Raw genomic sequence first — 12,403 nt, 5'->3', positions numbered from 1 at the left:
AACACCAGGGCTCGGGACGAGACAAGCCGCATGCACCGCCCTGGGAGAAAGGGATCAGCGGCATCTACGAATGACCTGCGGCCAGGCGCCGCGAGCCGGCTCCGGTCGTTGGCTGCTCTGCAAGATGCGGTAGATCTCCTCGCGAGCGACGAATCAGTAGGCCGCCTAGAACTCTGCTCCGCTCCGCTCGGGCGCAGCTCGTTGTGGGTTTGGTCCCGCGAAGGGTAGGTAGGAGCTGTTTGTCGGTAATTCTGCCGATTTGATTGCGTGTGTAGCGGCGCGCACAGGTAGTAGCTATGACGGTGGTGCCCCAAAGCGGCGGTGGCGTGGCCGGCGGTAATGGTTCGGGCACGTGGTGCGACGTTCTTGAACTGGTCGTAGACCGCGGACTAGTCATCGACATGTTCGTCCGTGTGTCGCTGGTAGGGATGGAGATCGCCAAAGTCAATGCTCGTGTCGTGGTGGCTGGCGTCGATACGTGTCTGGGCTTCTCGGAGGCGTGTAACCGGCTGGATTTGACCGGCGCCGGGGATCGCATGGCGGAGTCCCCCGGCGAGCGCCGGGAGGCGCCCGAGAGGGCGATGACAGGCAGGGACGGGGCCGGTCTCGGTCGCGCCACCGCCAGCAGGATGAGGAGTGAGCGAGTATGGGGGTTTATGTCTACGCGGTTACCTCCAGCGGGCACCCCCTGCGCCTGGACGGGGTGACGGGCGTCGGGGATCCGCCGGAAGAGGTACGCGCCATAGCCGCGGACGACCTGGTGGCGGTCGTCAGTGACGCGCCAGAGGGCTTGCGGGCCAAGCGACGCGACCTTTTGGCCCACCAGGCGGTGCTGGATCGGCTCATGAGCGATGGCAGCCTGCTGCCTCTGCAGTTCGGTGCGGTGGCAGCCGACGAGGATGTGATCCGCCAGGTTCTGCAGGAGCGGGCGGAGAGCTACCGGGAGCGACTGGCCGCGCTGGATGGCTGTGTGGAGTTCAACCTGAAGGGCTCCTGTGAGGAGGATCCCCTGCTCAGGGACATTCTTGAGCAGTCGGACGAAGCCCGGGGACTCAAGGAGGACATCCGCGCGGGCCGCGGCGGTCAGGACGCCCAGATCGCGCTGGGCGAGCTGGTGGCCGCAGAGGTGCAGTTTCGGCACCAGGCCTTTGCCGGCCAGGTGGAGGAGGCGCTGAGGCCCCTGGCCAGGGAGGCTCGTCCGGCCGACCCCGTCGGCGACGATTTCGTCAATGGGTCCTTCCTTGTCGACAAGGACCGCATCGACGAGTTCACCTCGGCCGAAGCGGATCTGGAGAAGCGGTTCGGGGAAGCCTTCAGTTTCCGCCTCAATGGGCCGCTTCCACCTTTCAGCTTCGTCTGACGGAGAGCACCTCTCATGGCCCTGATCACTCAATTGCTGAGAGGAGTATTACGACCCGGCTCCCGTGCCGCAGGAGCTTGCTGCGCTGGAGCGGGCGCTGACTGCCGCGGAGATCGACGAGGAGACTTTCGATCAGCGCGAAGACAAACTGCTCAACCGGCTGGAGGAGATCGAACGCTTCCGCGAAAGCAAGCAGACGTAGCTCCTACCGTGGGGCAGTCTGCACACGTTGCGCGAAAACAGACCGCTCTGGAGGGAGGCACCATGACGATGGTGCCGCAAGGCGGGGCCCCTGTCGCCAGGTCGGGCGGCTCGGGCAGCCTGTACGACGTCCTGGAACTGATCCTCGACCGCGGACTCGTCATCGACGTCTTCGTCCGCGTCTCGTTGATCGGTATCGAGATCCTGAAGATCGACGTGCGCATTGTCGTCGCGAGCGTCGACACCTATCTGCGCTTCGCCGAGGCCTGCAACCGCTTGGATCTTGAAACCGGACGCAAGGCTCCGGCCCAGCTGACGGATCTTGTCGGGAACGCCACCGAGAGCGTCGCCAAGGGCAAGAGCAAGGGCGCTCTGACCGGGGCCGTGGAGTCGGTCACTGACACCATTCGCGAAAGCCTCGGCAGCGGACAAGAGCACGAGACCGCTGAGCGCAGGCCGCGCCGATCCACTCGGCGTCCGAACCGAGACGACGAATGAACAGCTTCGCGCAACCCGCCCCAAACATCGACCGAGAAGACGGACCCGCCCGGAGTCGACGCCGGTCAGGCGCCGCTGGCGTTTCTTGACGATCTGCGGTTCCAAGCTGCCGTCGCGGTCGCGCGGGACCGCGATCTCGACCGGGCCGACGTCGGTCAGCACGGTCTTGGCACGGACGCCGTTGCGGGAGTTCCCGCTGCCGGCGCCAGCCGGGTCCTGCTTGTCGTATCCGAGATGGTCGGTGATCTCGCCCTCGAGGGCGGACTCCAGTACACGCTTGGTCAGCTGCTGCAGCAATCCGCCCTCGCCGGTCAAGTGCAGCCCACTCGCACGGGCCCGATCGACCAACTGCCCGATCAACTGCTCATCCAACACGTCCGCCGACAGCTCGACCGGCCGGACCTCTTCAACCGCCTCAACAGAGGCACTTCGCTCATCAGGTGCTACTTCCTTGATCGGGAGTTACACCGTTCTTTGGACTCTGGCCCGTAGTCGGTGGTGACGCCGCGTAGCAGTCAAAGGATGCGGTGGCGGAGGAGGTCGAATCCGGCGCGTCCGTGCATCTGCCTCATGATTCTCTTGGTGCGGGTGTTGACGCCTTCGGTGCGGCCGTAGTGGTAGGGCAAGGTGCGGCCGGCGTTCACATCGGACCGGTCGATTTCCAGAACGTTGGTGAAGCTGCGCAGGTAAGGCAGGTCGATGGCCCGGGCGGTCGTGATCCATTCGGTGACTTTCACGTCGTTGCCCTCGGCCGGTTTAAGCAGGGTGGCGAAGCTGCGGACAAGATCGGCGAGTGTGGTCATCTCCGGGCAGGTCGCAGCGATCTTCTCCAGCAGGGCCGTTTCCTTCGGGCGCAGGTTCGGGGGTCGGTGAGCAGGAGGCGACTGGCGTGTCGGGCAGTGGTGAAGGGGCGGTCACCTTCGGCACGGCCCTGGTTTAGGTAGCGGACCAGCAGGTTGGCGCTACCGGTGTAGCCCAGCTCCCGGATCTCTTCGAGGAGGTGGGTGACCGGGGCGGCGGGATCCTCGGCCCGGCGCCGACGCAAGTGCTCGCGGTAGGGGTCCACGAGGGTGGGCCGGTAGGAGGGGGCAATACGCAGGGCCTGGGGTTCGGGCATGCGGGCGTAACGTTTGACGGTGTTCAGGGCGAGGTTGAGGCGGCGGGAGCAGTCGAGCAGGCCGATTCCCTGGCCGAGGAGCTCGTGGACCTTGTTCCAGCGTTCGCGGGTGGTCTGCCTTCCGCCGGAGCGGGGCGGGTTGATGGTGGCCCAGCAGCCGGCGTGGGCACGGCCCTGGAGCTGGACTTTGTCGCAGAGATTTCGCCAGAGGTGCCATCGGTCGCTGACCTGCACCGTGTCTGGCAGGGCTCGGCGGACGGCTTCGGCATAGGTCGCCGAGCCGTCCCGGCACACGACCTCGATACCAGGATGTTCGCGCAGCCAGGACTCCAGGGTGGCCGCCTCGCGGCCGGGCAGACCGCGACGCGTCGGCCGGTCTCGGCATCCGTGATGATCGTGACGTAGCGGTGGCGGCGGCGTAGGGCGAAATCGTCCACGCCGATCACTCGCGGGACCCCTGTTGAGGCAGCGGCAGGCGCCGAAGATGGCGCAGCGCGGTACTCCGGGAAACGGGCACGGCCAGAGTCGGCCAGGCGTGCGGCCGCCCGGCCGCATGACTCCCGCGCCACCTGGGATATCTGGCTGGCAAGCCGCCGTGCGGCGTTGCTGGTGCTCCAGCAGTCCGGGAGTCTGCTCTCGGAAGGTCTGCCGCCGGCAGCCAAGGACCGGACAGGCCAGCCGCCGTACGCGCAGGTGGACGACGACCTGGCGACCGTCGACCGGCACGTCCCTCACCGTTCGGCGGTGATAGCCGTGCACCTTCGCCGTCGGCGTCCCACACACCGGACACGGCATCGACACGTCCCAGGTCCGGGCCGAGACCACCACCGCGTCGCCGCGGTCCGCCACGTCCTCGACGACAAGCGCCGACAGTCCGGAAAACACCGTCCCCATAAGGGCGTCCGTCTGCGCCTGGGTTCGCGCACCCCACCTGGCGGCACCGGCTTTGAACGTTGCCGGGGTGCTGAGGACCGGCTGGTCGGCTCTCGCAGTGCTGGGGTTGTAGGCGTCATCCTCGTTGTCGACGTGTCGCTGTTGAGGGTGAGGGCGAAGATGGCAGAGCCGGTCAGGGCACGGCGATTGACCGATGAAGAGGGGCAGAGGCTGCAGCAGATCGTTCGGCGGGGGCGCCATGAGTCGGTGCGCTCCGCCGGGCACTGATCATCATGGCGTCGGCGTCGGGTACTACCGCGACGGCGATCGCCAGGCTGGTTGCCGCGCACGAGGACACCGTTCGGGACGTGATCCATGCGTTCAACGAGAAAGGGCTGGCCGCGCTGGACCCTCAGTGGGCGGGAGGCCGTCCCCGCCTGATCAGCGATGACGCAACCCGATCGAGGCCCAGTTCGGACCCTTACGCGCGTTCGTCATGGGCGGCTCCAACCACACCGTGCTCGCCCGCAGGCTCCAGGACTACCTGAGATGGCGCAACGCCAACGCCCGCCACCCCGACGTGCTGGCCGCACAACGCCGCGAACGCGCCAAGATCCGCAGCGAACGCCAGCAACGCTGGGGCCGCCCACGACCCAAAGCCGCCTGATCAACCCCGGCAACGTTCGTGGACAACGCACTAGCGTCCAGACCGACGGCGAGTCGCTGCGACGGACGTGTCAGGCCGACGTAGGTGGCGTGCCGCTGCCCGTATCGATGAGGATCTGCGTGGCGTCGGTGACGTTGTCGGCCTGTACGGCCCTGGCCATCGCGGTGCGCGCCGCGTCGGGCGATGTATCGGGAGGGACCAGCATCAAGGAGAAGTGGTCCCGGTCGCCCCGGGTGATGAGGACGGTGTCGTCACCGACCGGGAAAGAGTCGATGTGCACGACTCGGTCGTCGACCATTATCCGGGTCGGCAGTTCGTCCCAGGCATTGCCGTCCAGGCCGACTCGGGTGACAGGCCCGAGATGTTCGGTCAGCGCGGTGATCAGCGAGGGAAGCTCGGCAGCGATGTCCCGTGTCCGCGGCCACCATGCGCCGTCAAGGGTTCCCTCGCGGGCGTGTGTCGTCTCCAGCCGCAGCAGGGCCGTGCCGGGTTTCACCGACTGGTGGACGGCGTCCGGCAGGAGCCTGGGGACACTGGGGGTGTCTGAGTCGGCCATGGTGTCCGCCCGTCCGCACAGAGCAGTAGTTGGCGACCGCAGAGGGTGCGACCGCGATACGCCCTCTTCCACACCGTACTCCGCACGACACGCGAGCGCTTCGCCCGCCGGCCGCGGTGACGGAAACGCGCAACGGCTCCGGCGTATACCCGCCGGAGCCGCCCTTCCGGGTCATTGCACGTGAGCGTGCGCCGACCCGCATTCCACGTTACGCCAAAGGGATTGCTCCGGCATAAGCCATGCTTGCGAAGGTTCACTTCGGTCCGCAAAGCCGACGCGGCAGCTCAGCCACGGCGTTGCCGTCCTGGGCGTGGCTTACGTCACTACACGCCGGTGAGAACTCACCGCCCGAGTTGCTGGTGATCATGGTGTGCCGGCCAGGTCAGCCGATGATCACACGGGTCGGTTGAGGAGGAACGAAGGGACGGGCGCACTGGCGCGCCGCGTGGGCTGCCCCGGTCCACCTGGCATGCAGGATCGCCCATGACCTCTGCGGCGGTCAGCAGCCGCCGCTGTTTCGCAGGGTCCTGCCGGGCTCGGCCCGCTCGGAACCCCGAACGCTGTCCGCGGACCACGGTGCCGTCGCAGACCTGCCGGGCGGGCCGGGTGTGCCCGCTCGGGCCCGCCCGATCAGGTCCGGGCCCGTACGTCACCCCAGGCGGTTGTCGGTGGCCAGTCGGCTCGGCGGGCCCGGGCGGTGTCCGCTCGCTTGCGGCTCTCCGCCGCATCGCGTGTATCCGCCGGCCGAGGCGGAATCTCTCCCTCGTGCGGACGGCCCGTAACGGCCGCGTATCCCGTGCCCGCTCCGGACTGGAACGCCTCCACGGCCCCGGGGGGCTGCGTGGTGTCGACCGTCAGGTGCAGGCGGGTGCCGCCTTTGGGGGTTGCTGGATAGCTGCGCTGTTCCGTAGCCGCGAAGTGCCGCCGCAGCGTTTCAGCGACACGGCGGGCGGCCTCGGGGGTCGCGGCGATGACGCGAACCTCGGCGAGTGCGGTGCCGGGCGGCCCGGTCCGGCCAGTGTGCGCGGCAGACGGCAGGCGGTCCGAAACGGTGACACGATCGGGCGGGGCCGGCAGCCGTGCGGGTCGCTGCACACTCACTGCCGCCGAACCGGTGCTTAGCAGCCGATGGCGGCTTCCGCCTCGCAACTTGTCCCGCACGGTCCCGGCTGGGGTGTCCGCGGAAACGCTGGCGCTCTCCTCTGGGAGGGTGACGGTCCGACGACGGTACGGAAGCAGATCGCTGTAGCGGAAAGCGGCGATCCGCTGGTCGTGACGCTCGTTCAGGGCACGCATCAGGAAGGTGCCCACGGCGATCATCGCGAGGAGCACGGTAAGGCTGATGAGCATTGTCATCAGGCCCACGTCCCCCCGCCGCGGCCGGGCGCCGCGGCAGTACCAGCCGCGGACATGGTTCCGCCTTCCGACTCCCATTCTGCTTCGCCACTGCGGTCCGATCTCACGTCGTCGTCCGCCATGATGCCGCTCGCGGTGAGCTGGCACAAAGGATTGCCTGCGGCTGCCATCATCCGGATTGCTGCAGCCAGATCACATTCCGGCGGGATGACCAGCAGATCCAAACGGCCGATGGAGTAGGAGAGCAGCATCAGTTTGTTTGGATCCTGCTTGGTGGACCACCCGACGTAGACGACATGTCCCGAGGCGTGCACCCTGCGCGGGATGACAAGCCAGAGCGACGGGTGCACTGCGACTCGGGTCACTCGCGCCCAGCGGCGATCCAGTGTGTCGATCAAGGCAGGGAGTTCCCGCATGAGATCGCGGGAACGAGGCCACCAGCCTCCGTCCAGCAGGCCCGGGGCGGCCTTGGCCGGCTTCAGTGACAGCCGAGGCGGCGGCATCAGTGGTGAAGACTCCTGCCCGTCAGCGACGAGCGGGCGATCGAGGATGATGTTCATGACACGGACCTGACTCCGAGCGCGTTACCGCTTGCCCGAGATGGTCGTTCGCCGGGAACGACACCGGCATGAAGGCCCGTGTGCGAAATGCTCCTGGTGTATGCAGCCTACTCCGTGTGAGGAGCTGGCGGAGCGGCGGTTCAGCTCTGAGTTGATGTTGGTCATCCCCTGGTGTTGGCGGCCGGTGACGCTCGGAGGAGGGCTTGTTGGTGTACTGGCGAGCTGCTGTGTTGCTGATTGGCTCAGAAGCCGGGTTCGTAGTTTCGGGCGGCGTTTGGGGTGTGTGAACTGGGGTTGTACATGGGCCGCAAACAGACGCTGACCTGGACCGGCGGCGAGCGTCAAGTGGTCCCGCTCACCGGCGTACCGCTGCCGCGCATCGGCTCGATAAGGCTGGAGCGGCTGGTGTACCGCTTCCAGCCCGAGGTACGGCTCCCGGACATGTACATCCTGTGGCACGCCCTCACCGAGCGCCCCGGACCGCTCGGACCCCGAGGAAGGCGTGGCCACCTTCATTGCCATGCACCAGCTCGCCGGCATGTTCTCGGTCGGTCTGTGGGAGCCGGTCCGGGAGTCCGAGGCGCGGTCGAGAGTGCGGCTCTGGGCCGGGTGTCCCGGCCATCTGCTGCCCGCGCACGACGAGGGGGGCTCCTTCCGGGAAGGCAGCCTCCGGCAAGGTGGCGGCTTCCAGCGAGGCGGCCGTTCCCGGCACCCGGCCCTGGCACGACGTCCTGGCCAATACGCCAGACATCGGCTCTTGGAGCACCCGCACCCGCTACCTCGAACGGCTATTACGAAGCGAGCGGGCCGGAGCTGACCGGCCGCCTGCCCTGACCGCTGCAGGCCGGCCCGTCCTTGGGCGGTCAACTTGTCTCGTGGCGGTAGGTGGGGTTGTCGGATTCGTCGTTGGGGCGGTCGATGAGGATGGCTGCTACGTCGTCTGAACCGTTCCGGGTTCGATAGAAACTCGATTCCATGAAAGGATCGAGTCATGGCACGTCCCTCTTCCTCCCGCTGAGCTGCGCAAATGAGCGGTCCGAGGTTCGCGGGGTGACTACCCGAACGAGTCGGCCGCGTTGAAGGCGGTCGCTCAGAAGCTCGGCATCGGCTCCGCCGGGACGCTGCGGAACTGGATCAGGCGGGACGAGATCGACTCCGGGCAGCGTCCGGGGGACGACCACAGAGGAGTCCGCCGCGTTGAAAGCGCTGAAGAAGGAGAGCGCCGAGCTCAGGCGGGGCAACGAGATCCTGAAGGTTGCGGCGTCTTTCTTCGCGGCCGAGCTCGACCGGCCACACACACGCTCGTAGCGTTCGTCGACGAGCACAAGGGCCGCTTCGGCGGCGTCGAGCCGATCTGCCGCGTGCTGACCGCACACGACTGCAAGATCGCCCCCTCCACCTACTACGCCCACCACAAACGGCAGACCGCTCCCGCGGCCCGCACCCTTCGCGACGCCGAGCTGAGGACTTTGATCACCCAGGCGTACGAGGCCAACTACCGCGTCTACGGCGCCCGGAAAATCTGGCGGCACCTGAACCGCCAGGAGGCACGGTGGCCCGCTGCACCGTCGAGCGCCTCATGCGCGACCTCGGGATCAGCGGTGCGATCCGCGGCAGAACGTGATCACCACCATTGCCGACGCAAGCGCGGAACGTGCCCCGGACCTGGTGGACCGCGACTCGATGCGGAGTGGGCGGTCGTCCGCGATGCGATGCCGCTCCCGCCCCGCGGGAGGACTGTGGCATCAGACGGTGGACGGGATGAAGCTGAGGAGGGTGGCGAGTTGCTGTCGGATGCAGAGCCGGCCGGGCGGAGCCGTCCGCGGCGCGACCTTTCATCTGCCGGTGGCTGCCGTGTCAACCGTCACCCTGCTCGATGTCCAGATGGATCGGACCCCGAAGAACGGCGCTGGGCCGGTACGGCGGCGGGTCGGCGACCAGCCTGGGGCGGTCGAGCCGGCGTACCAACTCGGTCAGCGCGATCTGCGTTTCCCGCCGGGCCAGGGGGCCGCCGAAACACAGGTGGATGCCGCTGCCGAACCCCAGGTGCTGGTTGTCATGGCGATCCGGGTCGAAGCGGTCCGGGTCGTGGAAGCGCTTTGGATCGCGGTTGCCTGAGGCCAGCATGAGCATGATCCGCGAGCCCTGGGGGATGACGGTGTCGGCGACGGTGACGTCGCTGTACGCCACCCGCCAGGGGATGATGTGGACGGGGGGCTCGTAGCGGAGCAGTTCCTCGACCAGTGGTACGACGAGGTCCGGTTCGTCGCGCAGTCGCTGGAGCACCGGCGGGTGGCGTAGCAGTGTCAGCATCCCGTTGGTGATGAGGTTCACGATGGTCTCATGGCCGGCGATGAGGAGCAGTCTGGCGGTGGCGACGATTTCGGCGTCGGCCATCCGGCCGTCGGGCCCGTCGTCGTTGGCCAGCCGTGACAGCAGGCCGTCTCCCGGCCGGCGGTGGCTCTGTTCCACCAGGTCGCCGAGGCATGCGCGCAAGTCCTTGCGAGCCTGTACGCCCTTGTCCAGTTTCTCCTTCGGGTCGGTCGCGGGGTTGTAGTCGACCGAGTTCATCAGGTCGCTCACCCAGCGGTGGACATCCGGCTCGCTCTCGCGTGGCACGCCGAGCACGCGACAGGTCACGGTCACGGGGAACGGGAAGGCGAAATCGTCGACGACGTCGATCCGCTCCTTGCCCGCGACATCGTCGATCAGGCCCGCGACGACGGCGGTCAGGTCGCTTTCCATGCCGATCACCAGCCCCGGGGTGTGCGGGGGGCCGAAGTGACGCATCACCATACGCCGCAGGCGATCGTGCTCGGGCGGGTCCATGTGGATGAACGACGATGTGGCCGCTCCCTCGACGGGGGGTGGCGGATGCGACAGATTGCGCAGGTCGGAGCTCAGATGCGGGTCGTTCAGTACGTCCGTGATCTCACGGTACGTACTGATGACGTAGCTGCCGTCCTCCTGCCGAGCCACCGGCGTCCGACGCAGCTCGGCATACAGCGGGTACGGGTCCGCCCGGGCGGAGTAGTCGAAGATCCGTTGCAGTGTGCCGGGTGTCTCGGTTGTGGTGGTCCGGTCTTCCGCCTGTCGATGCTGGTGTACGGCCGTGATGCGGCGCCCACCCGGGTCCTGGCCGGTGACGACCACCGTGGCGCCCTGAGCGAGCAGGGCGGGGCCGGGGAGATCGACGGGCACCGGTTTCACGTCGGCCGGCTGGTCCGGCGTGGGGCAGGGGGGCGGGAATGGTGCGGCCGTCTCGATCAAGTGTCGGTAGTGGTCCAGCCACTTGCCGTTGTTGAAGCTCACGGCAGCGGTGACGCGGCCCCGGTAGCCGTATGCGGTGACGAAGCGGCGGTCGTCCAGCGAGCCCTGGGTGACGGCCACTTCGTCGGCGAAGGTCGGCACGCCTACGGACTTGATGTTGACGCCGAACTGGATCGACCAGAACAGCGGGATGGACAGGTGGGTTCGGTGGTCCTCCGGGGCGCTGACCATGTTGTGTGCCGCGACCTCTGCCTGCTCGACGGCGTTGACCCAGTGCTCCATCGATATGAGCCGGTTTTCGTAGACGGGGTTCGGGCAACGTGCCACGTCTCCCGCGGCGAAGACGTCGTCGGTGACGCGGCCGTTGATGTCGAGGGCGCGGCAGCCCGTATCGCACGTGATTCCCCATACACCCGCCGCCAGTCGCGACTCCCGCAGCCACTCGGTGTTTCGGATGCTCCCGAGTGCCACCACCGCCACATCGGCGTCGACCGTTCTGCCGTCGTCGAAGTGAGCTCGGCGAAACCGTCCCTGCCCGTCGCCCTCCAGCCGTGTGACTTTGGCACCGCACCGCAGGTCGACACCGTGAGCGCGCTGCATGGTGGCCGCGACCCCGCCGATCATGGCGCCGAGCGCCCCGACCAGCGGGGCCGGCGCGAGTTCGGCGACGGTCACCGGGATGCCCCGCTCGCGGCAGACGGAGGCGATCTCGGAGCCGGTGAATCCCGCACCGATGACCAGCACGCGGGAGGGCCCCGCGGCGAGGGCTCGCTGCAGGTTCTCGGCATGCTCGCGTGTACGGAGGACGAACACTCCGTCCAGGGCCGACTCGGACTCGACGAACCACGGCCGGGCCCGTACCCCGGTGGAGATCAGCACCCTGTCGAAGGGAACCTCGCGTCCGTCAGCGAGACGCACGTGGTTCGTCGCGAGGTCCAGCCCGCTGGCGGGCACGCCACGTAGCCACTCCGCATCGATGCCACGACGGCGGGGCAAAGCGGTGCCCCCGGCCGGCACCCACCCGGTCAGTACTTGCTTGGACAGGGGAGGCCGGTCGTAGGGCTCGCCCACCTCGTCACCGATCATGGTCAACGATCCGGTGAAGCCCTCGTCTCGCAGCGCCTCGGCAGCCCGCAGCCCCGCCAGGGAAGCCCCGACGACCACGATGCGGCCATCGCGCTTGAACGCTCGCAGATTGCCGGCACCGGTCATGGCTGTGAGCCCTCCGCCGGTGCGTGCCGCGCGTCCGGCTGGTCGACCAGGATCGCCTGGACCGGGCAGGCCGCCGCGGCGCGCAGCACCTGATCGCGCCGGGCGTCATCCGGATTCGGGTCGTACATGAGCGCTTCCTCACCGTGCATCCGGAACACCTGCGGAGCCAGGAACGCGCACTGCGCGTAACCTGCACAACGGGAAAGATCGACGACAATCTTCACCCCGACCTCCACAAGGAGTGGCCGCTGCAGTCCCTCAAGCCGACGCCGCTTTCGTCGCGCGAAGGATTTCGGCCGCTACCCCACCCCCCCCACGAAGCGCGAGGGGTACAGCGCGCTCGTCGGGTCACCCTGGAAAGAATTGATCATCGCGGCTCAGGTGATCGGCGCCTGACTGGGGACGTAGCCCTGGTGCGGCAGCATTATGGTCACGCATGGGGTGCCTTCGGATTGCCGTTCCGACGAAACCCATAGGCCACGTTACGCCGGAAAATCATCACAAAACCAGCGTAAGCGGAGCAGGCGGGTCCGAATGCGCGGGAGGCGCCTGCTCCCACGTCGACATCAACGACGCTGCTCTGCGGCGTACCGCGAGACGACAAGTCTGTAGAGGTCGGCTCGATCTCGTGGAGCGGTTGTCGGCAGCGGCCTAATGTGAGGCCAGTCTGAGCGGCTCAATCGTGGGCCATCGTGCGTTCTCGTTTGTCGTGTCAGTTGGTGTCGTTGCCGGT

General features: G+C 67.6%; 8 protein-coding genes and 7 pseudogenes. 6 read left to right on the top strand and 9 right to left on the bottom strand.

What is annotated here, in order from left to right; all coding sequences use genetic code 11:
- The first annotated feature begins 296 nt into the window (after nucleotides 1-296).
- From gvpJ to ACFZAU_RS40580, 4 genes and pseudogenes are all read left to right on the top strand, one after another.
- On the top strand, nucleotides 297-707 hold the full coding sequence (gene gvpJ, locus ACFZAU_RS40595) for a gas vesicle protein GvpJ (protein WP_500556398.1): 411 nt from the start codon (nucleotides 297-299) through the stop codon (nucleotides 705-707).
- Nucleotides 647-1,360 (top strand): GvpL/GvpF family gas vesicle protein, encoded by a 714-nt coding sequence (locus ACFZAU_RS40590; protein WP_500556397.1) that lies wholly within the window; start codon nucleotides 647-649, stop codon nucleotides 1,358-1,360. Before gvpJ ends, ACFZAU_RS40590 begins: the two co-directional genes overlap by 61 nt.
- A gap of 52 nt (nucleotides 1,361-1,412) precedes the next feature.
- Nucleotides 1,413-1,562: pseudogene (locus tag ACFZAU_RS40585) on the top strand (gas vesicle protein GvpG); the annotation flags it as partial.
- A 62-nt stretch (nucleotides 1,563-1,624) separates the two neighbouring features.
- Entirely contained in the window at nucleotides 1,625-2,059 is a 435-nt protein-coding gene (locus ACFZAU_RS40580) for a gas vesicle structural protein GvpA (RefSeq protein WP_500556396.1), read from the top strand.
- 54 nt (nucleotides 2,060-2,113) lie between these two features.
- Here ACFZAU_RS40580 and ACFZAU_RS40575 read toward each other — a convergent pair.
- Both ACFZAU_RS40575 and ACFZAU_RS40570 read right to left on the bottom strand, forming a co-directional pair.
- Nucleotides 2,114-2,434, bottom strand: a pseudogene (locus ACFZAU_RS40575) (transposase); the annotation flags it as partial.
- Between the two features lie 140 nt (nucleotides 2,435-2,574).
- A pseudogene (locus tag ACFZAU_RS40570) lies at nucleotides 2,575-4,070 on the bottom strand (ISL3 family transposase).
- A 159-nt stretch (nucleotides 4,071-4,229) separates the two neighbouring features.
- On the opposite strand from ACFZAU_RS40570, the pseudogene ACFZAU_RS40565 reads away from it, so the two are divergent.
- Both ACFZAU_RS40565 and ACFZAU_RS40560 read left to right on the top strand, forming a co-directional pair.
- Nucleotides 4,230-4,501: pseudogene (locus tag ACFZAU_RS40565) on the top strand (helix-turn-helix domain-containing protein); the annotation flags it as partial.
- Between the two features lie 44 nt (nucleotides 4,502-4,545).
- The gene (locus ACFZAU_RS40560) at nucleotides 4,546-4,716 is read left to right on the top strand and encodes an integrase (RefSeq protein ID WP_500556395.1); all 171 of its coding nucleotides are present in this window, start codon (nucleotides 4,546-4,548) and stop codon (nucleotides 4,714-4,716) included.
- Between the two features lie 70 nt (nucleotides 4,717-4,786).
- On the opposite strand, the gene ACFZAU_RS40555 is transcribed toward ACFZAU_RS40560, so the two are convergent.
- The 7 genes and pseudogenes from ACFZAU_RS40555 to ACFZAU_RS40525 form a co-directional block, all read right to left on the bottom strand.
- Nucleotides 4,787-5,272, bottom strand: coding sequence for a DUF5994 family protein (locus tag ACFZAU_RS40555; protein ID WP_500556394.1), 486 nt, complete (start codon nucleotides 5,270-5,272; stop codon nucleotides 4,787-4,789).
- An 833-nt stretch (nucleotides 5,273-6,105) separates the two neighbouring features.
- Nucleotides 6,106-6,310, bottom strand: a pseudogene (locus ACFZAU_RS40550) (hypothetical protein); the annotation flags it as partial.
- Nucleotides 6,311-6,627: 317 nt separating this feature from the next.
- The gene (locus ACFZAU_RS40545; protein ID WP_500556393.1) at nucleotides 6,628-7,188 is read right to left on the bottom strand and encodes a DUF5994 family protein; all 561 of its coding nucleotides are present in this window, start codon (nucleotides 7,186-7,188) and stop codon (nucleotides 6,628-6,630) included.
- Nucleotides 7,189-8,177: 989 nt separating this feature from the next.
- Nucleotides 8,178-8,564 (bottom strand): hypothetical protein, encoded by a 387-nt coding sequence (locus tag ACFZAU_RS40540; protein ID WP_500556392.1) that lies wholly within the window; start codon nucleotides 8,562-8,564, stop codon nucleotides 8,178-8,180.
- A gap of 481 nt (nucleotides 8,565-9,045) precedes the next feature.
- Nucleotides 9,046-10,014: pseudogene (locus ACFZAU_RS40535) on the bottom strand (cytochrome P450); the annotation flags it as partial.
- A 285-nt stretch (nucleotides 10,015-10,299) separates the two neighbouring features.
- Nucleotides 10,300-11,670 (bottom strand): annotated as a pseudogene (locus tag ACFZAU_RS40530) (NAD(P)/FAD-dependent oxidoreductase); the annotation flags it as partial.
- Nucleotides 11,667-11,894 carry a ferredoxin gene (locus ACFZAU_RS40525; protein WP_500556391.1) on the bottom strand — a complete coding sequence of 76 codons (228 nt, stop codon included), beginning with the start codon at nucleotides 11,892-11,894 and terminating at the stop codon, nucleotides 11,667-11,669. The gene ACFZAU_RS40525 and the pseudogene ACFZAU_RS40530, both read right to left, overlap by 4 nt.
- Between the last annotated feature and the right edge of the window lie 509 nt (nucleotides 11,895-12,403).

Source organism: Streptomyces sp. NPDC008238, assembly GCF_042956445.1.
GTDB lineage: Bacteria > Actinomycetota > Actinomycetes > Streptomycetales > Streptomycetaceae > Actinacidiphila.
This window is presented reverse-complemented; position numbering and strand designations above follow the sequence as displayed.

Coding starts and splice junctions, on each gene's coding strand:
- gvpJ (WP_500556398.1), top strand. CDS start 297: ATGACGGTGGTGCCCCAAAGCGGCGGTGGCGTGGCCGGCGGTAATGGT.
- ACFZAU_RS40545 (WP_500556393.1), bottom strand. CDS start 7,188: ATGAACATCATCCTCGATCGCCCGCTCGTCGCTGACGGGCAGGAGTCT.
- ACFZAU_RS40590 (WP_500556397.1), top strand. CDS start 647: ATGGGGGTTTATGTCTACGCGGTTACCTCCAGCGGGCACCCCCTGCGC.
- ACFZAU_RS40555 (WP_500556394.1), bottom strand. CDS start 5,272: ATGGCCGACTCAGACACCCCCAGTGTCCCCAGGCTCCTGCCGGACGCC.
- ACFZAU_RS40580 (WP_500556396.1), top strand. CDS start 1,625: ATGACGATGGTGCCGCAAGGCGGGGCCCCTGTCGCCAGGTCGGGCGGC.
- ACFZAU_RS40560 (WP_500556395.1), top strand. CDS start 4,546: ATGGGCGGCTCCAACCACACCGTGCTCGCCCGCAGGCTCCAGGACTAC.